The sequence below is a fragment of the Marinitoga sp. 1155 genome (assembly GCF_001021175.1).
Classification (GTDB): domain Bacteria; phylum Thermotogota; class Thermotogae; order Petrotogales; family Petrotogaceae; genus Marinitoga.
Window position 1 is genome coordinate 38,767 of record NZ_AZAX01000001.1, and the last position, 25,169, is coordinate 63,935.

The 25,169-nt window shown below is 28.6% G+C and carries 22 protein-coding genes, 3 tRNA genes and 1 riboswitch; of the genes, 15 read left to right on the forward strand and 10 right to left on the reverse strand.

Annotated elements, in window-relative coordinates; all coding sequences use genetic code 11:
* Window positions 1-13: 13 nt before the first annotated feature.
* From X274_RS00185 to thrS, 4 genes are read left to right on the forward strand one after another with little or no spacing between them, the layout of a single operon-like run.
* Window positions 14-1,555, forward strand: a complete 1,542-nt coding sequence (locus X274_RS00185; RefSeq protein ID WP_047264776.1) for an ABC transporter permease — start codon at window positions 14-16, stop codon at window positions 1,553-1,555.
* A gap of 60 nt (window positions 1,556-1,615) precedes the next feature.
* The gene (gene prfA, locus X274_RS00190; RefSeq protein ID WP_047264777.1) at window positions 1,616-2,686 is read left to right on the forward strand and encodes a peptide chain release factor 1; all 1,071 of its coding nucleotides are present in this window, start codon (window positions 1,616-1,618) and stop codon (window positions 2,684-2,686) included.
* 12 nt (window positions 2,687-2,698) lie between these two features.
* Window positions 2,699-3,496: a RidA family protein gene (locus tag X274_RS12115; RefSeq protein ID WP_197073295.1), complete on the forward strand. Its 798-nt coding sequence runs from the start codon at window positions 2,699-2,701 to the stop codon at window positions 3,494-3,496.
* 25 nt (window positions 3,497-3,521) lie between these two features.
* Window positions 3,522-5,438, forward strand: coding sequence for a threonine--tRNA ligase (thrS, locus tag X274_RS00200; RefSeq protein WP_047264963.1), 1,917 nt, complete (start codon window positions 3,522-3,524; stop codon window positions 5,436-5,438).
* A gap of 305 nt (window positions 5,439-5,743) precedes the next feature.
* On the opposite strand, the gene X274_RS00205 is transcribed toward thrS, so the two are convergent.
* The 3 genes from X274_RS00205 to X274_RS00215 all read right to left on the reverse strand — a co-directional run bounded on the left by X274_RS00205 (window position 5,744) and on the right by X274_RS00215 (window position 5,994).
* Window positions 5,744-5,819 (reverse strand) — tRNA-Phe (locus tag X274_RS00205).
* A gap of 10 nt (window positions 5,820-5,829) precedes the next feature.
* Window positions 5,830-5,905: transfer RNA gene (locus X274_RS00210), tRNA-Val, on the reverse strand.
* 13 nt (window positions 5,906-5,918) lie between these two features.
* Window positions 5,919-5,994: transfer RNA gene (locus X274_RS00215), tRNA-Glu, on the reverse strand.
* A gap of 195 nt (window positions 5,995-6,189) precedes the next feature.
* Window positions 6,190-6,291: riboswitch (purine riboswitch) on the forward strand.
* An 80-nt stretch (window positions 6,292-6,371) separates the two neighbouring features.
* On the opposite strand from X274_RS00215, the gene X274_RS00220 reads away from it, so the two are divergent.
* The 11 genes from X274_RS00220 to X274_RS00270 all read left to right on the forward strand — a co-directional run bounded on the left by X274_RS00220 (window position 6,372) and on the right by X274_RS00270 (window position 16,838).
* Entirely contained in the window at window positions 6,372-6,779 is a 408-nt protein-coding gene (locus X274_RS00220; protein WP_047264778.1) for a 5-(carboxyamino)imidazole ribonucleotide mutase, read from the forward strand.
* A gap of 5 nt (window positions 6,780-6,784) precedes the next feature.
* Window positions 6,785-7,486, forward strand: coding sequence for a phosphoribosylaminoimidazolesuccinocarboxamide synthase (gene purC / locus X274_RS00225; RefSeq protein ID WP_047264964.1), 702 nt, complete (start codon window positions 6,785-6,787; stop codon window positions 7,484-7,486).
* Entirely contained in the window at window positions 7,483-7,743 is a 261-nt protein-coding gene (gene purS / locus X274_RS00230) for a phosphoribosylformylglycinamidine synthase subunit PurS (protein WP_047264779.1), read from the forward strand. Before purC ends, purS begins: the two co-directional genes overlap by 4 nt.
* Complete coding sequence (gene purQ / locus X274_RS00235; RefSeq protein WP_047264965.1) at window positions 7,743-8,402, forward strand: phosphoribosylformylglycinamidine synthase subunit PurQ; 660 nt, start codon at window positions 7,743-7,745, stop codon at window positions 8,400-8,402. Before purS ends, purQ begins: the two co-directional genes overlap by 1 nt.
* The gene (gene purL, locus X274_RS00240; RefSeq protein ID WP_047264780.1) at window positions 8,395-10,539 is read left to right on the forward strand and encodes a phosphoribosylformylglycinamidine synthase subunit PurL; all 2,145 of its coding nucleotides are present in this window, start codon (window positions 8,395-8,397) and stop codon (window positions 10,537-10,539) included. Before purQ ends, purL begins: the two co-directional genes overlap by 8 nt.
* Window positions 10,540-10,541: 2 nt before the next feature.
* Entirely contained in the window at window positions 10,542-11,912 is a 1,371-nt protein-coding gene (gene purF / locus X274_RS00245) for an amidophosphoribosyltransferase (protein WP_052913091.1), read from the forward strand.
* The gene (gene purM / locus X274_RS00250) at window positions 11,902-12,861 is read left to right on the forward strand and encodes a phosphoribosylformylglycinamidine cyclo-ligase (RefSeq protein ID WP_047264782.1); all 960 of its coding nucleotides are present in this window, start codon (window positions 11,902-11,904) and stop codon (window positions 12,859-12,861) included. The genes purF and purM overlap by 11 nt, the downstream gene beginning before the upstream one ends.
* Before the next feature lie 12 nt (window positions 12,862-12,873).
* Window positions 12,874-13,434, forward strand: a complete 561-nt coding sequence (gene purN, locus X274_RS00255) for a phosphoribosylglycinamide formyltransferase (RefSeq protein ID WP_047264783.1) — start codon at window positions 12,874-12,876, stop codon at window positions 13,432-13,434.
* A 9-nt stretch (window positions 13,435-13,443) separates the two neighbouring features.
* Entirely contained in the window at window positions 13,444-14,937 is a 1,494-nt protein-coding gene (purH, locus tag X274_RS00260) for a bifunctional phosphoribosylaminoimidazolecarboxamide formyltransferase/IMP cyclohydrolase (protein ID WP_047264784.1), read from the forward strand.
* 12 nt (window positions 14,938-14,949) lie between these two features.
* Window positions 14,950-16,194, forward strand: coding sequence for a phosphoribosylamine--glycine ligase (purD, locus tag X274_RS00265; protein ID WP_047264785.1), 1,245 nt, complete (start codon window positions 14,950-14,952; stop codon window positions 16,192-16,194).
* 80 nt (window positions 16,195-16,274) lie between these two features.
* Entirely contained in the window at window positions 16,275-16,838 is a 564-nt protein-coding gene (locus tag X274_RS00270) for a nitroreductase family protein (RefSeq protein ID WP_047264786.1), read from the forward strand.
* A gap of 55 nt (window positions 16,839-16,893) precedes the next feature.
* Here X274_RS00270 and X274_RS00275 read toward each other — a convergent pair whose 3' ends face one another.
* From X274_RS00275 to X274_RS00305, 7 genes are all read right to left on the reverse strand, one after another.
* The gene (locus tag X274_RS00275; RefSeq protein ID WP_047264787.1) at window positions 16,894-17,994 is read right to left on the reverse strand and encodes an SLC13 family permease; all 1,101 of its coding nucleotides are present in this window, start codon (window positions 17,992-17,994) and stop codon (window positions 16,894-16,896) included.
* A gap of 329 nt (window positions 17,995-18,323) precedes the next feature.
* Window positions 18,324-20,171 (reverse strand): FAD-dependent oxidoreductase, encoded by a 1,848-nt coding sequence (locus tag X274_RS00280; protein ID WP_047264788.1) that lies wholly within the window; start codon window positions 20,169-20,171, stop codon window positions 18,324-18,326.
* A 55-nt stretch (window positions 20,172-20,226) separates the two neighbouring features.
* Window positions 20,227-21,339: an NADH-quinone oxidoreductase subunit D gene (locus X274_RS00285; RefSeq protein WP_047264789.1), complete on the reverse strand. Its 1,113-nt coding sequence runs from the start codon at window positions 21,337-21,339 to the stop codon at window positions 20,227-20,229.
* The gene (locus X274_RS00290; protein WP_047264790.1) at window positions 21,336-21,851 is read right to left on the reverse strand and encodes an NADH-quinone oxidoreductase subunit C; all 516 of its coding nucleotides are present in this window, start codon (window positions 21,849-21,851) and stop codon (window positions 21,336-21,338) included. Before X274_RS00290 ends, X274_RS00285 begins: the two co-directional genes overlap by 4 nt.
* The gene (gene nuoB / locus X274_RS00295; protein WP_197073297.1) at window positions 21,835-22,428 is read right to left on the reverse strand and encodes an NADH-quinone oxidoreductase subunit NuoB; all 594 of its coding nucleotides are present in this window, start codon (window positions 22,426-22,428) and stop codon (window positions 21,835-21,837) included. The genes X274_RS00290 and nuoB overlap by 17 nt, the downstream gene beginning before the upstream one ends.
* The gene (locus X274_RS00300) at window positions 22,419-23,330 is read right to left on the reverse strand and encodes a respiratory chain complex I subunit 1 family protein (RefSeq protein ID WP_047264791.1); all 912 of its coding nucleotides are present in this window, start codon (window positions 23,328-23,330) and stop codon (window positions 22,419-22,421) included. Before X274_RS00300 ends, nuoB begins: the two co-directional genes overlap by 10 nt.
* Window positions 23,327-25,168: a proton-conducting transporter transmembrane domain-containing protein gene (locus X274_RS00305; protein ID WP_047264792.1), complete on the reverse strand. Its 1,842-nt coding sequence runs from the start codon at window positions 25,166-25,168 to the stop codon at window positions 23,327-23,329. The genes X274_RS00300 and X274_RS00305 overlap by 4 nt, the downstream gene beginning before the upstream one ends.
* Between the last annotated feature and the right edge of the window lies 1 nt (window position 25,169).

A 25,169-nucleotide genomic window follows, 5' to 3' on the forward strand; every position in this document is an offset into this window, starting at 1 on the left:
CAAGGAGGAATATATGAAAAAATTATATTTTTTTATTTTTTTGTTTTTACTTTTATGGTTATTTCCTATAGGAATTTTGTTGATTAACTTTTTTGATCTAAATAATTTTTTTTCCATTTTAGTAAAAAATAGAACCATCAGGATTCTTAAATTCACATTATTACAGTCATCTTTATCCGTATTATTTTCATTTATTATTTCTATTTTTCCAGCAATTTATGTAGCAAATAAAAAAAATTATTTAAGCAATTTATTAGAAAACTCTTTTTTTATTCCTTTTTTCTTTCCGGCAATTCCAACCATAATAGCATTTTCATTGTTATATGGTTCAAATAGCATATTGTATAAAATGTTTCATATAAATGTTTTATATTCATTAACAGCTATTATAATGGCACATTCATTTTATAACTCTCCCATATTTGTAAAATATATTTCAGATTCATTAAAATCTATTCCAAAAAATTACATAGAGAATGCCATTATTGATGGTGCAAATACAATAGTTATATTAAAAAAAATTATTTCTCCATTAATATTTCCGGCCATTTTAAAAGGAGCATTTCTTGTATTTACATATTCATTTGTTAGTTTTGCAATTGTATTATCGCTTGGAGGTATAAAATATTCAACATTTGAAGTGGCGATTTTTACCACTTTGAGAAGCTCTCTTGATTTCTCAAAAGCTTTAACTTATGCTATAATTCAATTTTTTATTTTGCTTTTACTAAATTATATCATATCTATTCCAAAAATTCATGAATTAGAAATTGAAGAGAATTATAGATTTAAAACAAATATTATTTTTCTAATTATTTCTTTATTTTATTTAATTTATGAATATTCTATTGTTTTAACAGGAATGATATCTGGTTTTTATGATTTTATAAACAATAAATTTACATTAAAAGGCTTTATGAATTTGTTTTCTGAAAGCTTAAATTCATATTATCCTATTTTAAAATCTTTTTATAATACATTTTTTCTTTCTCTTATTGTAAGTATTATAGTTGTATTTTTTACGTATATTATTTTAAGAAATATAAAAACACATAAAGATATGATAGTTTCAAATGTTTTTATTATTTCATCCTTGGGGATTTCTTCAGCTTTTTTGGCCATGGGACTTTTAAGTTTAAATATTGATTTTTCTTTACCGTATTCCATTCTTTTGTCAATTGGGTATATAATAATAACTTTACCATTGGCTTATACATTTTTACAACAACGTATTCTATCTTTTGATTACTCAATAATAGAAGCTGCAAAAATCGATGGAGCAAATAAAATGAAAAGTTTTTTATTTATAGAATTGCCTCTTTTAAAAAATACTTTGTTATCTGTTTTTTTACAAATTTTTGCTATTATATTTGGTGAATTTACCATTTCATATACAATGCAGTCTTTAGATTATTTTCCACTATTATCAAATGTCAATTATATGCTTTCAAATGCAAGATATTATTTAGAAAGTCAATCTCTAGCATCTATTACAATAATAATAATATTTATAACATTTAATCTATCCATTTTTTTAAACAAAGAAAAACAATAATTTTTTGAAGAAAAAATGAAAATATGATATAATAGCAAAAAAAGAATAGGGAGTGTTTATATGGATATACTATCATTTAAAAAAAAGGTTCTTGAAAAATTAAATGATGTTGAAAAAAAATTAGCTGATACAAATATAACTTCTAATTTAGAGCAATTACAGCATTTAGGAAAAGAACATAATAGATTATCGACTTTAAAAGAGTTATTTGGAAAATTAGAAGAAGCTATTGAAGATAAAGAGACGTTGGAAATATTAAAACATGATGGTGAAATAGAAGATGAAGAATATATTTCTATGCTGGAAGAAGCTGAAAAAAATATTAAAACGTATAATTTAGAAATATTGAGTTTATTAATACCAGGAAATGAAATCAATGAAAGAAATATTATTATGGAAATACGTGCAGGAACAGGTGGCGAAGAAGCAGCACTATTTGCATCAGATCTAATGAGAATGTATTTAAGATATGCAGAAAATAAAGGTTGGAAACATGAAATTATGGAATTAAGCGATACAGGAATCGGAGGAACTAAAAATGCTGTTATAAAGATTAAAGGAAAAGGGGTTTTTGGTAGATTAAAATATGAAAGTGGTGTCCATCGGGTTCAAAGAGTTCCTGTAACAGAATCTGGAGGAAGAATACATACTTCAACGGCGACTGTTGCAGTTTTACCGGAGGCTACAGATGTTGATGTGAAAATTGATGATAAGGATTTAAGAATAGACACTTATAGAGCAGGTGGAGCAGGTGGGCAACACGTGAATAAAACAGAATCTGCTGTTAGAATAGTTCATATTCCAACAGGCATTGTTGTTACCTGTCAGAATGAAAGATCGCAACATCAGAATAAAGAAGCTGCGATGTCCATTTTAAGAGCTAAATTATATGAAGAGGCGCTTAGAAAACAGCAAGAACAATTGGTTTCACAAAGAAGAGCACAAATAGGAACCGGAGAAAGAAGCGAAAAAATAAGAACATATAATTTTCCTCAAAATAGAATAACTGATCACAGAATTGGATTTACTACTTACAGGTTAAATTACGTATTGGAAGGAGATCTTGATGAAATAATAGATAAATTAATGGAATGGGATTTAAGTGAAAAATTAGGAAATCTTGAAATATAAAGGGGGGAATTTATGAAATTATATCTTGATATTTTTTATAAACTATCATGGATTCTAACAGTTATAACAGGTTTTTCTTCTGTAATCACCAATTCAAAAGTAAATGGATTTTTTCTTTTCTTTTTTACAATTACTACATTGACTCAATTGCTTGGGACATATTTATTTTCAAAAGAAAAAGATGGGTTAAAAATTTTCACACACTATTTTAGCATTGTTATAGTTGCAACCGCTTTTTTAATTTCTGTATCTTTGATGAAGTCTAATGTATTTTCATTTATAATATATTATATCTCTTATAATTTGATGTTATCTTTTATTTTAAATAATTATTTCAAATATTTTGAAGATAAAGATAATTTATTAAAACTCATAAAATTTTTAAATTTAAATTACTTTGATTTATTTGATACTCAACTTCATATAAAATTATTTAATAATAAAAAAGGTATTACACCTGATACAGTTTCGCCTGTTGGACCATATTCTCCAGGGCTATTAAAAGATAATGAATTGTATATTTCAGGACAAATACCTGTTAATTATGAAACAAACGAAATACCAGAATCTTTTGTTGAGCAGGTCAAACTTGTAATGGAAAATCTTAAAAAGATTTTAAATACAGCTGGGTTTACATTTAAGGATGTTGTTCAGGTTAGCGTTTTTGTAACAGATATTTCTAAATTCAAAGAATTTAATATTGTTTATGAAACGTATTTTAAAAAACCATATCCAGCAAGATTTGTTGTAGAGGTTTCAAAACTTCCTAAAAATGTTGACATTGAGATTTCCTGCATTGCAAAAAAATAATTTTAAAGGGGTGATATAAATGGATATGATTAAGATTATTTTACCTGATGGTTCAGAAAAAGAATATAAAAAAGGAGTTTCTGCTGCAGATATTGCCAGAGATATATCGGAAGGGTTGTATAGAAAATCTTTAGGGGCACTTGTTAATGGTGAATTATACGATTTAAAAAGACCAATTGAAAAGGATTCTACAGTAAAAATTATCACAGATAAAGACTCAGAAGCTCCTGTTATATTTAGACATACTTTAGCTCATATTATGGCTCAAGCTGTAATGAGATTATATGGAAATGATGTAAAACTGGCTATTGGGCCTGTGATTGAAAATGGATTTTACTATGATTTTGATTTAGAAGAAAAAATTTCCGAGGATGATTTGCCGAAAATTGAAGCTGAGATGAAGAAGATAATAAAAGAGGATTTGCCTATAGAAAGATTTGATATTACCAAAGAAGAAGCTAAAGAACTATTTAAAGATCAACCGTATAAATTAGAACTTTTAGAAGATATTGAAGATGATATAGTGAGTTATTATAAGCAGGGAGAATTTATTGATTTGTGTAGAGGTCCTCATTTACCTTCAACAGGAAAAATTAAACATTTTAAATTATTATCCGTTTCAGGAGCGTATTGGAGAGGAAATGAAAAAAACAAGATGCTTCAAAGAATTTATGCAACAGCTTTTGCTAAAAAGGCTCAATTAGATGAATATTTAAAGATGTTGGAAGAAGCCAAAAAAAGAGATCATAGAAAAATAGGTCCTAAACTGGATTTGTTTATGTTTGAAAACGAATTAGCGCCTGCCATGCCTTTCTTTTTGCCAAGAGGTGCAAAAGTAATAAATGAATTATTGGAATTTTCAAGAGAATTGCATAAAAAATATGGTTACGATGAAGTTATTACTCCGCTAATTATGAATATAAAATTATGGCATCAATCTGGTCATTGGGATCATTATAAAGAAAATATGTATTTTACAGAAAAAGATGATGTTCAATATGCAGTAAAACCAATGAATTGTCCTGGACATATATTAATATATAAATCAAAAGTATATAGTTATAGAGATTTACCAATAAGAATGTCGGAATTTGGTAAAGTTCATAGATATGAAAGAAGTGGTGTGGTACATGGGCTATTCAGAGTTAGATCATTTACTCAAGATGATGCTCATATATACTGTACAAAAGAACAAATTGAAGATGAGATTATTAAGGTAATTGAATTTACTCATGAATTATATAGTGCATTTGGATTTGAATACGAAGCTGATTTGAGCACAATGCCGGAAGATCACATGGGTGATGAAAAAACATGGGAAATTGCTACAGAATCATTGAGAAAGGCTCTGGAAAAATCAAATATTAATTATAAAATAAATGAAGGAGATGGAGCTTTTTATGGCCCGAAAATAGATTTTCATATAAAAGACTCTCTTGGAAGAAAATGGCAATGTGCAACAATTCAGTTGGACTTCCAGATGCCTGAAAGATTTGATATACATTATGTAGATAATAATAATGAATTGCAAAGACCGGTTATGATACATAGAGCAATATATGGATCGATTGAAAGATTTTTTGGTATATTGATTGAAAATTTTGCTGGAGCATTTCCAACATGGTTATCTCCTGAACAAATTGCTATTATTCCTGTTTCCGATAAATATATTGATGCTGCAAAAGAATTATATGAAAGATTGGATTCAGAGGGTTTGAGAATTAAATTAGATGATTCAAATGCTACAGTTGGTTATAAGATAAGAAATGCTCAAATGTTGAAAATACCATATATGATAGTTATTGGTGAAAAAGAAATAGAAACCAAAAAATATAATATTAGGACAAGAGAGGGTAATACAGCAGAAGATATAGAACTTGAAGAATTTATTAAAACAGTAAAAGAAGAAATTAAAAATAGAAGTTTAAAATTGAGTTATTAAAACTGAGATTTTTTTAGAAAATAAGAAAAATACTACTACGGTATATAAAATTTTTAATTTATTTATATTCAAAAAAGCAGCTGTTAGCTGCTTTTTTTTATTTTAGATAATATTATTGAATAGTATATCCAAAAAGTTAAGTAAGCAAAAACTCGAAGATTGTCCTTACACGCTATCGCGGGTATTGGTTAAAATAATTTTGATTTTATAAAAAATTTTTGAGTTATTGCTCGCTTATAGCGAGTAATCGGAATAAATAAATGTAAATGGTAAAATAAAAAATCCCCGAAAAATCGGAGATTTTTTGGTGGCCAGGGACAGAATCGAACTGTCGACACCTGGATTTTCAGTCCAGTGCTCTACCAACTGAGCTACCTGGCCGCTAATAAAATGGTGGGTGCTGCAGGGATCGAACCTACGACCTTCTGCTTGTAAGGCAGACGCTCTCCCAGCTGAGCTAAGCACCCACTCGTTTTTCTCTGGCGCCCCCAACGGGATTTGAACCCGTGCCTTTGGCGTGAAAGGCCAATGTCCTAGGCCGCTAGACGATGGGGGCAATTCAATTACAGCTTCTTTCACAACCGAAATATATAATACCAGAAAAAAGTTTAAATGTCAAGGAAATAATTATTGAATTTATGTAAATTCTAAATGGAGTATAAAATTTAATGAATTCATTTTATTTTAATCTTAAATATATTTCATTTTAATATTTTTTTTGATAGAATCGCGTTGTAAGGAAATAAAAATTGAATATTGTACATCCTCTTCCTGTATAATCCTGAGAATATGGCTCAGGAGTCTCTACCAGGCAGCCGTAAACTGCTTGACTACAGGAAGAGGGGTGTGGGTTTTATATTAATCACGCCTCTCTTCCTGAGAGGCGTTTTTGTTTTTTAAAAAAAAATTCATTTTTACCAAAGGAGGAATATTATGCCAAAGGTATTGGTAATTGCTGGTAGTAAATCAGATGAAAATTTTGTAAAACAGGCGTTAGAACTTTTTGAGGAATGGAATGTAGAATATGAATTTAAAGTTTATAGTGCTCATAGAAATCTCATTGAATTAACAAATTATATGAAAAATTTATCTCCAGACTTTAAAGTAATTATTGCTGTTGCAGGCCTTTCAGCTGCTCTTCCTGGTGTTGTCTCTTCTTTAACCTCTCTTCCTGTAATTGGGGTTCCTCGCGATGTTGGTCCATTAAATGGTGTTGATGCTCTTCTTTCAATTGTTCAAATGCCAAAAGGTATTCCTGTTGGAACAATGGGTATTGGTAATCATGGAATGAAAAATGCAGCTTATTTTGCAAAAAGAATTTTGGAATTGGAGGGTAAATAATGAATATACAAAATTTAAATTTATTATACGAAGGAAAGGCAAAGAAAGTATATGAAAATGGTGAAAATGAAGTTATTATTTATTTTAAAGATGATGTCACAGCATTTAATGGAGAGAAAAAAGATTCTATTCTTGGAAAAGGTAAAATAAATAAAAAAATATCAACATATTTCTTTAAGATGCTTGAAGAAAAAGGTCTTCCCACACAATATATTTCAGATTTAAATGAAAATGCATTTATTGCAAGAAAACTGAATATTATTCCCCTTGAAATTATTATAAGAAACTATACTGCAGGAAGTTTTTGCAAAAGATATGGAATTAAAAAAGGTATAAAATTAGAAAAACCAATTGTTGAATTTTCACTAAAAAATGATGATTTAGGAGATCCGATGATTTGTAGAAATGTTATATTATCTTTAAAATTGGTTGAGGAGTATATTTTAAATAAATTAGAATATTATTCTTTAAAAATAAATACAATATTATCAGATTTTTTGATTTCAAAAAATATTATTCTTGTTGATTATAAACTTGAATTCGGAATTAATAATGGAAAGATATATCTGGGAGATGAAATTTCTCCAGATACGTGTAGATTCTGGGATAAAGAAACTTTAGAGTCACTTGATAAAGATGTTTATAGAGAAGAAAAAGGAGATATTATTGATAAATATTCCGAATTTTTAAGGAGGATAGATTTATGAAAAAGTTTTTCTTTGAAGTATTGATTATATTAAAAGATGGAATTCTGGATCCTCAGGGTAGTGCGACACAAAAAGTATTGAAAAGATTGGAATATCCTATTGATAATATTAGATTTGGAAAATTAATTACATTTGAAATAACAGCAAAAGACAAGGATAATGCAGAGAAAATTGCAAAAGAAATAACTTATAATTCTTTAATAAACCCTGTTTTAGAAAATTTTGAATTAAAATTGTTAAAGGAGATAGAAATATGATAAAAGCTGGAATTATAGTCTTTCCTGGTAGTAATTGTGATAGAGATGCAGAATTTGCCCTTAACATGGCTGGATTCAAAACAGAATATATATGGCATGATTATGAAAATATAAAAGATTATAATCTGATATTTATCCCTGGCGGTTTTTCATATGGAGATTACTTGAGAGCTGGAGCATTGGCTAAATTTTCTCCAGTTATGAAACAAATAGAAAAATATATCTTAAACGAAAATGGTTTTGTTCTTGGAGTTTGTAATGGTTTTCAAATATTAACAGAAGCTGAAATATTATCAGGTGCTTTAACAAAAAATAATTCATTAAAATTTATATGCAAAGATGTTGATATTAAACCAATTAATAGAGAAACGGCATTTTCAAGATATATAACAAAAGATAGTCTAACCATTCCTATAGCTCACTCAGAAGGAAACTATTATATAGAAAATTACGAAGAACTAAAAAATAAAAACTTAATAGCTTTTGAGTATATTAAAAATCCAAATGGCTCCATTGGAAATATAGCAGGAATATATAATGAAACTTTTAATGTACTTGGAATGATGCCACATCCTGAAAGAAATTCATTAAAAATCTTAGGGAATGGTGATGGATTAGAAATTTTACTTTCAATCAGGAGGTCTTTAGAAAATGAATAATTTTTATGTTGAAGTTGGTTTAAAGGAATTTGAATATGAAAAAATAAAAAGGACTTTAAACAAAGAACCTAATGAACTGGAAATATACATGTTTTCTGCTCAATGGTCTGAGCATTGTGGTTATAAGCATTCAAAAGAATTATTAAAAAAATTACCCAAGAACATTGAAAATGAAAATGCAGGATATGTTTTAATAGACGATTATGCGGTTGTTTTTAAAGTGGAAAGCCATAATCATCCCAGTGCTGTAGAACCTTATCAAGGAGCTGCGACAGGTATTGGTGGAATAGTTAGAGATGTCTTGGCAATGGGCGCAAGACCTGTAGCCTTACTTGATTCATTAAGGTTTGGAACTAGTGTAAAATCAAAAAATATTTTTGAGGGTGTTATTTCTGGAATAAGTGGATATGGCAATTCAATAGGTGTTCCTACAATCGCAGGTGAAACATTTTTTGATGAGAGTTATGATTCAAATCCACTTGTAAATGTTATGTGTGTGGGTTTGGTGAAAAAAGACAAATTAGCATCATCAAAAGCTAATTCATCAGAAAAATTATATGTTTATGTTGGTTCAAAAACAGGAAGAGATGGTATTCACGGAGCGTCATTTGCATCTAAAGAACTTTCAGGAAAAGACGAAAGACCTTCTGTTCAGGTAGGAGATCCATTCTCTGAAAAAAATTTAATCGAGGCAACTCTTGAAATATTAAGTTTAAGAGGGGTCTTGGCATGTCAGGATATGGGAGCTGCTGGTATTTTGAGTTCTTCATCAGAAATGTCTTTTAAAGGAAATCTTGGTTGTGAATTATATATGGAAAAGGTTCCTTTGAGAGAAAAGAACATGAAACCATGGGAAATATTGTTATCAGAATCTCAGGAAAGAATGCTATTTTTAGTTGAACCCGGGGAAGAAAAAGAAATAGAAAAAATTGCAAAAAAATACTTTTTGGATTATTCAGTAATAGGCAAAACTATAGAAGGAAAGAATATAAGAATTTTAAAAAATGGAAATTTATTATCAGAAATGCCTATTTCTGCCCTTGTTGATGCACCATCAATGTATAGAAAAACAAAAGAACCCGAGTATATATCAAAAATAAAAAATAAAAGTGTAAAAATAGATATTGATTTAAAAGAAGCTTTATTTAAGATGTTAGGTAATCTGAATATAGCGAATAAATCCTGGATATTCGAACAATATGATTATAAAGTAGGAACAAATACTTTAATTATTCCAGGGAAAGCAGATGCTTCTGTAATATGGATAAAAAATACAAAAAAAGGAATAGCAGTTACAATCGATGGAAATGGTTTATATACATATATTAATCCATTTGAAGGAAGTAAAAATATCGTTTTTGAAGCGGCAAGGAATCTCGTCTCTATTGGATCAAAACCGTTAGGAATTACTGATAATATGAATTTTGGTAATCCTGAAGATGATATAGTTATGTGGCAATTTGAAAAAAGTATAGATGGGATATCACATGCATGTAAAGTTCTCGATATTCCTGTAACTGGTGGTAATGTTAGTTTTTATAATGAATCAGAAAATAAATCAATATTGCCAACACCTGTAATTGGTATGGTTGGAGAAGTGAATGTGGATAATATTATTGACATGACGTTTAAAGACAATCTTGATAAAGTTTATTTAATAGGAAAAGTTGAACTGGATAAAAGAAAGTTAGGCGGTAGTTTATATCAGAAAATTTTAAAAAATTTTGTTGGTGGAGAGATAGACATTATAGATGAAAGATTAGAATTAAATTTATATGAAACAATATTAGAGTTAATAAAGAATAAAATTGTTAAATCTGTTCATGATGTATCAAAAGGCGGTATAGCAATTGCTATATTGGAATCAGCTTTAAATGGTGGAAAAGGATTTAATGGTTATATAGGTAACAGTATTGAGGAATTATTTGGAGAAAACCAATCAAGATTTATTGTTTCAATATCTCCTGAAAAAGAAAAAATCTTTGAAAAATATTTGAAAGATTACAATATTGATTATAAAAAAATTGGAGAAGTTATGCCGGCTGATTATGGAATTAATTTAGGTTTTGAAAAATTTAGTTTTAAGGAATTATACAATACATATTTTAAATCTATTGAATCATATATGGAGGAATGATTATGCTAATGGAAGAATGTGGTATTTTTGGTGTTTTTTTGGAAAATAAAAGTAATACGATTCCATATATAGTTGAAGGATTAATATCTCTTCAGCATAGAGGTCAAGAATCTGCAGGCATAGCTTATGAAAAGAATAATGAGATTAAAGTCTATAAAAAGATGGGAATGGTTGCGGATATTTTTAGTAATGGGATAGTAAAAAAAATAAATAGTCATATAGCAATTGGTCATGTTAGATATTCTACCAGAGGGAAATCAGAAATTCAAAATTCTCAGCCATTTCATGTTAGGTTTAGAAACGAACATTTTGCAATTGCGCATAATGGGCAGATAGAAAATTCGGAAAAATTAAGAAATGAATTAGAAGAAAAGGGTACGATATTCTTAACTGAAAGCGATACTGAATTAATATTACATATATTAATAAAAAATCTAAGTAAAAATATTTTAGAATGGACTTTAAAAGATATAGCCAGAACAATATTTAAATATGTATCTCCTTCATATTCCTTGTTATTATTATTTAAAGATAGAATTATAGCGATACGTGATAAATATGGATATAGACCATTATATTATTACGAATCAGAAAATGGATATTTTATTTCATCGGAAGATAGTGGATTTAATTTTTTGAATCCAGATTATAAAAACATAAAAGAAATATTACCCGGAGAAGCAATAGAATTTTCCGCTTACGGGATAAAAAAATACAAAATTGAGAGTAATAAAAAAAGATTTTGTTTCTTTGAACATATATACTTTGCAAGGCCAGACTCTAATATTTTTGGGAGAAATGTACATTTAATGAGAGAAGAATTAGGGAAATTATGTGCCATGGAAAATCCAATTGATGCAGATATTGTTGTTCCTGTGCTTGATAGTGGTTTTTCTGCAGCTATAGGATATTCAAAAGAAAGCAAAATACCTATAGAAATGGGATTAATGAGAAATAGATATGTTGGCAGAACATTTATAAATCCAAATCAAAAAGATAGAGAAATTGGTGTTAGAAGAAAGCTGCCTCCAATTTCTCCTGTTATAAAAGGGAAAAGAGTAATTTTAGTTGATGATTCAATTGTAAGAGGAACCACAATGAAAAAAATTATAACTATGTTAAAAGATGCGGGCGCAAAAGAAATTTATGTAAGAATCGCAAGTCCAAAAGTTGTTAATACCTGTCATTGGGGTGTGGATATACCAGAAAAAAAAGAATTAATAGCATTTGGTAAAAAAGTGAAAGAAATAAAAGAGGAAATAGGTGCGAATACTTTAGGATACACTTCCCTTGAAGGAATAAGAAAGATTTTAAAAGAAGACTATAACAATTATTGTTTTCATTGTTTTATGGAGGTGCATGATGAATTATAAAAATAGTGGCGTAAATATAGATGAAGCAAATAAAATGATCAATAATATAAAAGATAAATTAAAAGAGAATGCTGAAATGTATGCTGGTCTTTTTCCAATTAAGTATATTTTAAAGAATTATGATAATCCCATATTAGTCGCAAGTACAGATGGAGTAGGAACAAAAATGATTTTGCTTGAAGAAAGAAAAAAATGGGATATTATAGCTAAAGATCTCGTAGCGATGGTATTAAATGATCTTGTTTGTGTTGGAGCGAAACCTTTATTTTTCCTTGATTATTATGCAACAGGAAAGCTAAACAATATTGATGGTTCGGAATTTTTGAATTCATTAATTGATGTATTAGAAAGCGTTAACTGCAGACTAATTGGTGGCGAAACGGCTGAATTACCTGGATTATTGATAAACAATAGAGTAGATGTTGCAGGTTTTGGAGTTGGTATAGTTGATAAAAATGAAATTTTAGGAAAAAAAAATGTAAAAGAAGGTGACATATTAATAGGAATAAAATCTAGTGGTATACACTCAAATGGTTTTTCATTAATCAGAAAATTATTAAATGACGGAGTTTTAGAATTTTCAGAAAGATTAATCACTCCAACGAAGTTAATGGTTAATCAAACCTTATCAATAAAGGAATTTATAAATGCTGCAGCACATATAACAGGTGGAGGTATAGAAGAAAATTTATCTCGAGTAATTCCAGAAGAATTAAGTGCCAAAGTGTATGTTAACTGGACTTTAGATAAAGTTTTTTTTGATATATTGAATGCAGGAGTTTCTATAAAAGAGGCATTTAAAGTATTTAATATGGGAATAGGAATGATTTATGTTGTAAGTCCAGATAAATTAAATATGGTTAAAAATAAACTTTCTGAATATAAAGAAGAAATTATAGAACTTGGTAAAATAACAAAAGGAAAAAGAAAGGTAGAATTAATATTTTAGGAAGGCGATAATATGAAGAAAAAAATAGTTGTTCTTGCATCTGGTAATGGTTCGAATTTTGAAGCAATAGTAAAAAAATTAAGGAATAGATATGAAATAAAATTAATAAGTGACAATAAAAAAGCTTTTGTTTTACAAAGAGCCATAAATTTATATATAGATTATGAAATAGTAAATTTTAAAGATTTTAAAAAAAGAGAAGATTTTGAAAGAAAATTATTTGAATATTTGAAAAAAGAACATCCAGATTTAATAGTATTAGCTGGATTTATGAAAATATTACCTGAATATATAGTAGAATATTTTAACAATAAAATAATAAATATACACCCTTCTTTACTTCCTGCATTTAAAGGGTTGAATGCAATAAAAAAAGCTTTAGATTATGGTGTTAAATATACTGGAATTACCGTGCATTATGTAAATAATGAGTTAGATGGAGGTAAGATTATAGCTCAGGAAGTGGTAAAAGTGGAATACAACGATTCCTTAGAAAGTCTTGAAGAAAAAATTCATAAAATAGAACATAGATTATATCCTAAGGTAATAGATAAAATTCTAAGAAAAATATAGGAGGAGAAAATGAAAAGAGCACTTATTTCTGTTTATTATAAAGAAAATATAGAAAAATTAGCTGAAGTTTTAATTGAAAATGAATATGAAATAATTTCAACTGGAAATACTGCAAAATATTTAGAAAATCACGGATTTAAAGTTATTCGCGTTGAAGATATAACAGATTTTCCAGAAATATTAAATGGCAGAGTGAAAACTTTGCATCCTAAAATTCATGGAGGAATATTAGCCAGAAATACAAAAGAAGACAAAAAGACCCTTGAAAATTTAAATATAAAAAAGATAGATTTTGTTTATGTAAACCTTTATCCTTTTAAAGAAAAAATGGAAGAAAATTTAAACACAGCACAATTAATAGAATATATAGATATAGGCGGTCCAACATTAATTCGTGCAGCTGCCAAAAACTTTGAAAACACAATAATTTTAGTTGATCCAGACGATATAGATCTAATAATAAAAAGTATTAAAAATCCCGATTATAAAACAAGGTTATACCTTGCATCAAAAGCATTTAATTTAACTGCTTATTATGACTCTATTATATCTTCTTATTTCAATAAAATACTAAATATAGATTTCCCTGAATATATGACATTGCCATTAAAAAAGAAAAGTGAATTGAGATATGGAGAAAATTCTCATCAAAAGGCTATGTTTTATGAAAATGTTATAGAAAACGGTTTTTTCAAAAATTTTGAACAATTAAATGGAAAAGAATTATCTTATAATAATTTTAAAGATATAGATATTGCATGGAAAATTGTTAATGAATTTGATGAAAAGGTTTGTTGTGCTGTAAAACATCAAACTCCATGTGGTGTTGCTGTTGGAAAAACAAATTATGAAGCATATAAAAAAGCATATGAATGTGACCCCATTTCAATATTTGGAGGTATTGTTGCATTTAATAATAAAGTTACAGAGGATACAGCAAAAGAAATAAAAAAAATATTTTTAGAGGTTATTATAGCACCTGATTTTGATAATAAAGCACTTGAAATTTTAAAAAAGAAAAAAAATTTAAGGATAATAAAAGCTAACATTCCACCTATTGAAAAACTTGAATATTCATCAATAGATGGAGGTATATTGGTTCAAGAAAGAGATGTAAAATTATTTGAAAAATTTGAAATTGTAACAAATAATAAAATTGAAAAGGAATTAATGGAAGAATTAATTTTTGCATTCAAAATAGTAAAATATGCAAAATCAAATGCTATAGTTGTTTCAAAAAATAAAATGGCAAAAGGGATAGGTTCGGGACAACCAAATAGGATATGGGCTGCAATTGATGCTTTGGATAGAGCTAAAGATGGAATAGTATTAGCTTCAGATGCTTTTTTTCCATTTGATGATGTTGTAAAAAAAGCTGGAGAATATAAAATAAAAGCTATAATTCAACCAGGAGGATCAATAAGAGATGAAGATTCAATAAAGGTAGCAGAAAAACTTGGAATTTCTATGGTATTTACATATATGAGACATTTTAAACATTAATGAGGTGAAAAAATGAGAGTGGCTATAATTGGAAATGGTGGAAGAGAGCATGCAATTGCGTGGAAATTATCAAAAAGCGAAAAAATAGAAAAAATATTTTGTATTCCCGGAAATGTTGGGACAAATATCGAAAATAAATGCGAAAATATAAAAATTGATTCAATTGAAGAAATAATTAAATTTGTGAAAAATAATAAAATAGATTTTACAATAGTAGGACCAGAAAAATATTTTATTGATGGCATTGTTGATGAATTTCAAAAAGAAAATTTAAAAATTATAGGTCCTGATAAAAGAGCTTCTTTACTGGAAGGAAGTAAAATATATGCTAAAAAATTTGCTAAAAAATATAACATTCAAACTGCGAAATATAAAGATTTTAATAATATTGACAATGCTCTATTATATTTAAAAAACAAGAAATTTCCAGTGGTAATAAAAGCTGATGGACTTGCAGCGGGTAAAGGAGTCATTATAGTAAACGATTATAATGAAGCAAAAGTTGCTCTTAAGAGTTTTATGATTGATGGAATATTTTCTGAGGCAGGAAAAAAAGTTGTTATTGAAGAATACTTGAAAGGTTATGAGATGTCTGTATTTGTGTTATTTGATGGTGAAAATTATAAACTATTTCAAACAGCTATGGATCATAAAAAAATATACGAAAGAGAAAAAGGACCAAATACTGGTGGCATGGGTGCAATATCACCCCATCCAAAATTAAATGAAGATTTATTGAAAAAAATAGAAAATAAGATTATAAAACCTACAATAAATGGAATAAAAGAAGAGAAATTAAATTATAACGGTATATTGTTTATAGGTCTAATTATTCAAAATAATGAACCTTATCTTTTAGAATATAACGTAAGATTTGGTGATCCAGAAACTCAAGCTATATTACCATTACTTGAAAACGATTTAATGGAAATATTTGAAAAAACATATAATAAAGAATTAAATAAAATAGACATAAAATGGAAGAATAAAATATCTTGCTGCGTAGTAGCAGTATCAAAAGGTTATCCTTTTAATTATGAAAAGGGATTTGAAATTACAATTGATACTAATTCTCAGATTTTTTATGCTGGTACAACATTGAAAAATGGGAAACTTTTAACAGATGGTGGAAGAGTTCTTTCTGTGGTGGAATATGATGATAATATTAAAAAAGCACGAGAAAAAGCATATAAATCTTTACAAAAGATAAAATTTAAAAATATGTATTATAGAAAAGATATAGGAAATATGTTATAATATAATTTCATTGGAGTGATAATTGATGAAGTGCAAATGGTAAAAATTTAGTTTTTTATTTTAAGTAGGGGGGAGATAAGATGAATATATATGAATTGGCGAAAAAAAGAAAAACTGTAAGAAAATTTAAAACAGATATACCGTCTTTAGAGGATATTAAATATGCTTTAAATGTTGCAAAAGAAGCGCCGTCTGGCAAAAATGATCAACCATGGAAATTTTTATTAATTGATGAAATAGATAAAAAAGCTAAAATTAGAGAAATTTGTGAAAAGGGAGAAAAAGCTTTCTATGAAAAATCGAAAGGGAATTTAAGAAAATGGCTTGAAGAAAAAGGCTTTTCCTGGAAAAAAGAATTTTTAACTCAAGCACCATATTTATTATTATCCTTTTCTTATATTAAATCTCCTTTTGCCAGCGAGTCATTATGGCTTTCAATAGGGTATTTATTACTGGCTTTAGAGGAAAAAGGATTGTCAACGGTAACTTATACACCAACAAATTTTAATGAAGTTTCTAAATTTGTAAACATTCCAAAAAATTATAAGCTTGAAGTTATATTACCAATAGGATATTCTGATGATAGTAAACCAAAATATGAAAGAAAGAAATTGAATGAAATTTTGTATTATAATAATTTTTAATTATTAGACATTACCTGAGGTGTGTTCGCTTATCTTGCTTTTTTAATATGCAGTATTATGATAATATATAATATATTGTAAGAAATATAATAAGAAAAAACGGAATAGAAATTTTGTGAAATTCTTTAAACCCTTTATCTATTTTAGATAATCTTAGACCAATTATATTAGCAAGAGAACCTAAAATAAAACCTATACCGCCAATGTTTACTCCATAACTTATTATCCTCCAGTTATCTGAAAAATTTGAAATAAAAATTGTAGCAGGTACATTACTGATAAATTGCGATAGCAGAACGCTAAAAGAAAAAAGATTCAAATTTTGATTTAAATTTATTTTTTCTATTAAAAAATTTATAAACTCAACTTCTGAAATAATTCCAAAATTTATAAAGAACAAAATAAAAACTAATATAAGGTTCCAATCAGTTTTATAAATACTGAATTTGTCAAAAATAAGATAATAAATAAATATAAGGATAAAAAATGGAAAAAGGAAATGAGTTTTTGATATTATAATAAAAGTAATTAGTAAAAAAATAGAAAAGTAAAACTTTCTTTTATTATATGTTTCTTCTTTTAGATGTATTTCTAATTTCTCATCTCTAATCATAAAAAAAGAAAATATAGTGATTAAAGCTATTTGTAAGAAAACAATTGGCATCATTTTAACAACAAATTCTATAAAACTTATATCAAAATAATGCCATAGAAATATATTTTGCGGATTTCCGATGGGAGTAAGTGATGAACCTATATTTACGCTCAAAATTTCCAGAATAATAACTCTGGGAAAATCAAAATTCACTATTTTTTTCAATTCAATTGTAAATGGTATTATCAAAAATAAAGCAATATCATTCGTTAAAATCATAGATAATAATGCAGACATATATACAAGAAAAATAGAAAGAATTCTTTTTGAATGTATTTTATTGGATAAATGTTCAGCAATATAAAAAAAGTAATTACTGTTTTTCATAGATGTAGTAATTATCAAAAGTCCAGATAAAAAAAATATAGTATTCCAATCTATGAAATTTAGAATTTTTTCATAAGACGGTTTGGTAATTATTATCAAGACCATAAAAAGAAAAATTAAAAAAAATAATAGTTTTTCTTTTTTTAAAAAATATATTAAATTATTTTCAATCAAAAAAAATCCTCCAATCCTGTATTTTCTATTTGATTCTTAATTATATCATAATACGATGTCTAAAAAGTCAAATTCACTCAGGCAGCTCGATTGCTAATCCTTAAAATTATTCATTCTCAGCCGTCGCTCAAACAATACATCGTGTATTGTTTCGCTCAAAATTACTTCCATGTAATTTTGACGGCTTACATTCATAATTTTAAGGGCAATCTTCGAGCCTTCGTTTCATTTGAGACTTTTTAGACAGCCTAATATCATAATAATACTAATATATTTTAAAATCAAATCCCCGGATTTTTAATATTCCGGGGATTTTTTTGTCACACTATTTATTTTTTATCTTTGTCATATCCAGTTAAATAAAAATCAATACCTTGAGCAGCCCTATGTCCATCGGCAACACCGTGTATAATATCAGGACCGTGAACTATATCTCCACCTGCAAATAACCACGGAACACCTATAACATGGTTATATTCATCAGTTTTGAGTCTTCCTCTTACTATTTCAACTTTTTCTTTTATTTCCTCTGGCAAGTATGAATAGTCTGGCATTTGCCCAATTGACTCAACGACTAAATCTGCATCTAATTCAAGAATCTGCGATTCATCATATTTTGGGTTAAATCTTCTATTTTCATCAAATATTGATAAGACCTTTTTAAATCTGACTTTTTTAACTTTATCTCCATCTGTTATTATTTCTATTGGTCCCCAACCTGGATGGAAAATTACACCTTCTTCTCCGCCTTCTTCAATTTCATCCCAATCTGCAGGCATTTCTTCTAATGTTCTTTCCAGACTTACTACATGAACTTCGGACTTTCCATATTCTATATTTTGCAATCTAACCATAGTTCTTGCAACATCCATAGCCACATTACCGCCACCAATAACGACCAATTTTTTTGGAATATATGGTTTTGGACCATCACCTACAATATAGTATTTCATTTCTTTTAATACAACCATAGCCTGTTTTACCATTGGATGGTCTGTACCAGGAACACCTGTGGTTCTTCCAAGTGTAAATCCAGAAGATAAAAATACAGCATCATAATTATCTTTTAATTCTTCAAGGGTGACATCTACTCCAACTTTTGTATTTAGCTTAAATTCAACTCCTAATGATTCAATATATTTCCAATCTTTTTCAAAAGATTCTAAAGGTAATCTATATGTAGGACCTCCATAATTTAATACACCACCAGGTCTCTTTTCTGCTTCAAATACGGTAACTTTATATCCCATTAATATCAAATAATAGGCTGCGGATAAACCTGCAGGACCTCCTCCAACTATGGCCACTTTCTTATCTAACTTTTTAATTATTTGTTGTTCATGTTTTAAAACTTCATGATACTCTTCAGCTGGTATTTGATCAACTATATATCTTTTTAACCATCTAATAGAGACTGCTTCGCCTCTATGGCCTATTGTACAGGCAGTTTCGCATCTGTGAGTACACATTTTACCACAAACTAAAGGTAATGGATTTGTTTTATATAACCATCTTAGACCTTCTTCTACATTATCATCATATACAGTTTTAATATAGTCAGGAATATCCATGTGAGCTGGACATGTTTTGGTACATATGCCACAATCAACACATCTTGCAGCTTCTTCAATTGCTTGTTGTTTTGAAAACCCTTTTACAACTTCAAGAAATGTTTTCTTTCTTGTTTCTGCATCAAGAATTTCCATAGGAACTCTTTCTAAATCAAGTAATTCAGAATCATCTGTTCTTTGATAAGCTTTTTCAACTTTAATATGATGAATACCATCTTCTTTGGGTAAGAAGAAAAATGAATTTGGATCACTTGATAAATGAACATATTCTTTTGACATATTTAATGAACCTGTAGTACATATATCAACGCATAATCCACAAAAAGTACATCTTCCGTAATCAAATGCAGGTCTTTCAGGTTTAGACCCTTCCTCATCAGGAAGTTCTGAAATTTTTATCATATTTATTGCTTCTGCAGGACAAATTTTTGAACATGTACCACAACCAATGCACTTTTCCCAATCATTTGTATGAAATCCTCTATAATTATCTGCAGCTTCCCTTGGATTCTTTATTATATCATCTAAAGGAATAGTAACAGGTTTTTTTGTTAAATATTTCCAGGCTTTTGCTGGAGAAAAAAAACTTTTATTTATTTCAGACATGCACTCACCTCCGGTGGTAATTCGCTCTAAGCGATTATATTTTTAATCAATTTAACTATCTATCAATTTCAGGAGCACATACCCCCATAGTATCCAACCAAATAGCTACATCATCAATTCTTGTTCCAGGTAAATATTTTTCTATGCCAAGAAGTCCTTGAGGATAAGAAGCACCTCTTACAGCGATTCTGTAAGGTTTTTCTTTTCCATCAGATACAATATAATACCCATATTCACCACGAGCACATTCAATATGTGAAAAAACCTGACCTTTTGGAACCCTCCATCTCAAAGCACTACCTCTTGAAAAACTAACTCTTACTTTACCCTCTTTAGGCATTTTATCCAGTACCTGTCTTAAAATTTTAATGCTTTGTTGAATTTCCTTATATTTTATGGTTAATCTTGTATATGCATCAGAATATGTTGCTGTTGGAACTTCAAATTCAACTTCATTATATCTTGCATAAGGATCTATTTTTCTAATATCATATGGTTTTCCAGATGATGATCTTAGCCCTATACCAGTTACTCCAAGTTCCCAACATACTTCTTCTGTTAAAATAATATTATCTTTTGTCCTTGCCTGAACCATAGGATTTTTAAGCAATAAATCATCATATTCTGGTAATCTTTTTTCAAGATAATCAAGAAAATTTTCAATTTTCTTTTCAATTCCATTCGGCAAATCCTTTCTTACTCCACCGGGAACAATATACATATGATAAATTCTTGCACCGGTTATTTCTTCAAAAATATCAAGAATTAAATCTCTATCTGCTATAGCCCAATTTGGACCAGTATATAAACCAGTAGGGCCACCTATTCCACCCATTGCCATTAAATGATTTGCTATTCTTGCTAATTCTAAAATAATCATTCTTATCCAATGTGCTCTTTCTGGAACTTCAACATTTGCCAGCGTTTCTACACCCATAGCATAAACCATTTCATTAATATCAGGTTCTGGAACACAAATTCTTGGTATTAAAGCAAGGTTATTCATCCATAATCGTCTTTCCATTAATTTTTCAAATCCTCGATGAAGCATTCCAGGTACAGGACGTGCTTTTTCTACAATATCGCCGTCAACATAAAGATGAACGCTAAAATTTCCATGCATACCTGGATGATTTGGACCTAAAAATAGTTTTACCTGTCGTTTCATTTTGCTTCACCTTCTTTCGGAATAAAATCCACTTTATATTCTCTAACATCAAATTTTCTTTTAGAATATGCTAAAGGATCAAAATCTTTTCTTAATGGTGGTATATCATCCCATAATTCGAGGAATAAAGGTTTATCAGCATTTTTATTTCCTTCAAATTCAACACCAAAAAATTCATGTACATCTCTTTCATAGAATTCAGCACCAGGGTAAATATTTACAATTGTTCTAAATTTAGGATTATTTCTATCTATTTTTGTTCTTACTTGTAATGTGATAGAATTTTCCCAATTCATCAATATATATACCAATTGAAATTTACTTTCTTTTATCCAATCAATACATGTAAGTAAAGTTAATTGTTTCCACCCCAGTGATTTTAAATAGGCTAATACAGAGTGCAATTCTTCATTTTTTAAATCAATAACAATTTGATTTTTTTTAATTATTTCTACATTTTCTGGATTGAATTTTGATTTTATATTTTCAATAATATTATTCATGGAATTCATCTTTCACATACACCTCCCCAAGGGCGCGAATCTGGTTATTTTTGTACCAGTCATAATATTTTTGATACCTTTTCCAGCCCAATGCTTCACCTTTTTTAATCATATCCATTAATTTTTTAAATCCACTCATTACTGCTTCGGGTCTTGGCATACATCCTGCAATGTATAAATCAACTGGTAGGTAATAATCCAATCTTGAAATTACTGCATATGAATCATAATAAACTCCACCATTTAATGTACATGAACCAAAACCAACTAAATATTTTGGATTTTGCATTTGCTCATAAGTATATATAACCCTTCTTAAAGTTTTTACACTCAAATAACCAGTAACCAATAATACATCTGCCTGTCTTGGTGTGGCCATTGGCGCCATACCAATTCTTTCCATATCAAATCTTGATGTCATTGTTGGAGGTAATTCCATGGCGCCACAACCAGTACAGTAATGCAACATCCAAATAGATTTGCTTCTAAAAATATTTCCAAATTTTTCCCAGAAAGTTAAAGTATCTCTACAATCTAATTCATTCACATCTATTTCATTAATTTTTTCGTTATCATTTAAAGCCATATGCTCACCCCCAAACCGGTGAATATTATAATTGCCGTTTGAATAAAAGCTAAAGCAAGAGGTACTTTATAATAGAATACTACTAATTGATCTATTTTAAATCTTGCAACAACAGTAGAGATTATTGTTGCTAACATATAAACAATAAAATATTTTATTAAAAATGTTACTATTGTTCCGCCACCTAAAAATAAATTTACAAATAATCCTATTTCGACAAATGTTGCAAATTCATGTTGCAATATAAGCATACCTAAATGTTTTCCACCATATTCTACTAAAGGACCTGATGCAATTTCTGCAGGAGCTATAGGAGTATCAAAAGGTTTTTTTCCTAGCATTCCCATTAAAGTAATAAAACCTACAATAGTACCTAATGGCATTCTAAACATATTCCAGCTTAATATTCCCATACCTTGTTGTGCTACAGCTATTGCTGAAATGGATGCGGTTTTATTTGCATAAATTATTCCAAATACAGCCATAATATAAGGTAATTCATATCCTAACATTTGAGTTAAAGCTCTCATAACCCCTATGCTTGCCCAAGGGTTTCCTGAACCAACTGCACTCATTGCCATTCCAAGAGAACCAACAGCTAACAAATAGACTATAACAAAAAAGTTATCCAAATTTTTGAATACAACCAAATCACCAGCAGGAACAAAAATTAATGTAGCAATTGTGCCACCTAAAGCCATCAATACGCCAAAATCATATATAAACCCATGAGAAATTGAACTCTTACTCCATGCTTTAAATATATCTATAAAATTTTGATACCATGGAGATCCAACTCTTCTATGAATTCTTGCAACTACTTTTCTCTGGATACCAGATAAAGTAATTTGCCAGAAAAAGGCTAATAGTAATAAAGCTAAACCTAAGAAAAAAGTATTCATATTTTATCACCCCACATAAATATAACAGTAATTACAATAGAAATCCAAAACACCGTAAATGTAGGATTTTCATTAAAGAACCACGTTTTTATTAAATATCCAAATTCTCGTGTTCTTAAAGCGATAACATCATAGAATTTTTCAACTGAAGGATGATTTTTATATAATCTTTCAAATGGGGCATAATAATTTGACGAGTAATGATATTTATCAGGATCATATATAAATTCACCACTTGTATAAGTATCCATTAAACCAACTGATTTTGATTTTGGTAATATAAAATATAATATTGTTGCAATAATAAAACCAATAGTAAATACTAAAGTAACTGTCCATGAATCCCACATTCCATTAGGAGTAAATATTTTAAATCCTTCAACACCAATAGCTTTTAAACCAACTGTTTCTTGAATTTTAGCGATATATTTTAACATTAATCCTGGATATACACCATATAATATAGTTAAACCTGAAATTATTAACATTGGTAATTGCATTAAAAATGGAACTTCTTTTACCTCTTCATGTTTTGGAGATAATTGACCAAGAAATGCACCAGCTAACGGTCTAAAAACATACATAAAAGACCCAACACTTCCAAAGAATGTTGCAAATGCTATAAACATATTCCCTTTTCTAATTAATCCTTGATATATCAACCACTTTGATGCAAATCCACTCATTGGAGGTATTCCTGCTAAAGAAATAATAGCAATTAAATATACTGCAAATGTAACAGGCATCTTCTTTATTAATCCGCCTAATTCCGATATTTTTGTTGTCCCCGTCCTATAAGCTATTGCGGCAAAAGATAAAAACATAGCAGCTGATGCCATTGCATGATTAAATACATGCATCATTCCACCTGCAAATCCTGTTTGATCAACCATTGCTAAACCTATTAAAATATAACCACTATTACTTACAGTGGAGTAAGCAATAAGTTTTTTTGCATCATCCTGTTTTATTGCCATTAATGTTCCGATAATAATACTGATGGCACCAAGTATCATTAATATATAATTTTCGTACGGATTATTCAATATATTTAAATGATTTGCAAATACTTTTGATGTTGGTAATACTGCTGTCATCAAAAAGGCTATAAATCCACCCATTTTTACAAGACCGCCTGATAATACAGGTGAAAATGTATGTGGTGCATTACCATGGGCAATAGGCAACCATGTATGGAATGGAAATATACCTAATTTTGTTAAACCAGCAATTACAATCAAGAAGAAGAAGAAAATTGCAAAATTAGGATCTTCTGTCATTTTTCGAATAACTGTATTTATTTCAAATGTTCCATATTTTACATTCAACATTAAAATAGCATATAACATTGTAAATGATCCTACAGTACTTATTCCATAATAAACAACGGAAGCTTTTCTAGATTTTCCAAGTGGGATAATAAACATTGATGACCAAACTACTAATTCCCAGAAAATAAATAATGTTAAAAAGTCTTTTGCATAAAATACACCAATCGTTCCGCCCAAAGACAGTACATAGAATAAGTTGTATGCAGCAGGGTGTATTAGTTTTTCCATCCAATATGGGTTAAAGAAAGCTACCATTGAATAAACAATTACCATCACTATCGAGAAAAACCATGCATAATTTGATGTAACTAAGTTCAAAGAATACATACCATAGTCAAATAGATTAAATATTTCGCTATTAGAATCTTTTAACATGTATATACTAAATAATGCTATTAATGAAACAATAACAGTTAACCATGCACCAGCTTTATCATTAAATTTGCTGATAGCGTATGTAATAAATGCACCTAATAGTATGAATAGAATTAAAGTATTTAAAGCCATT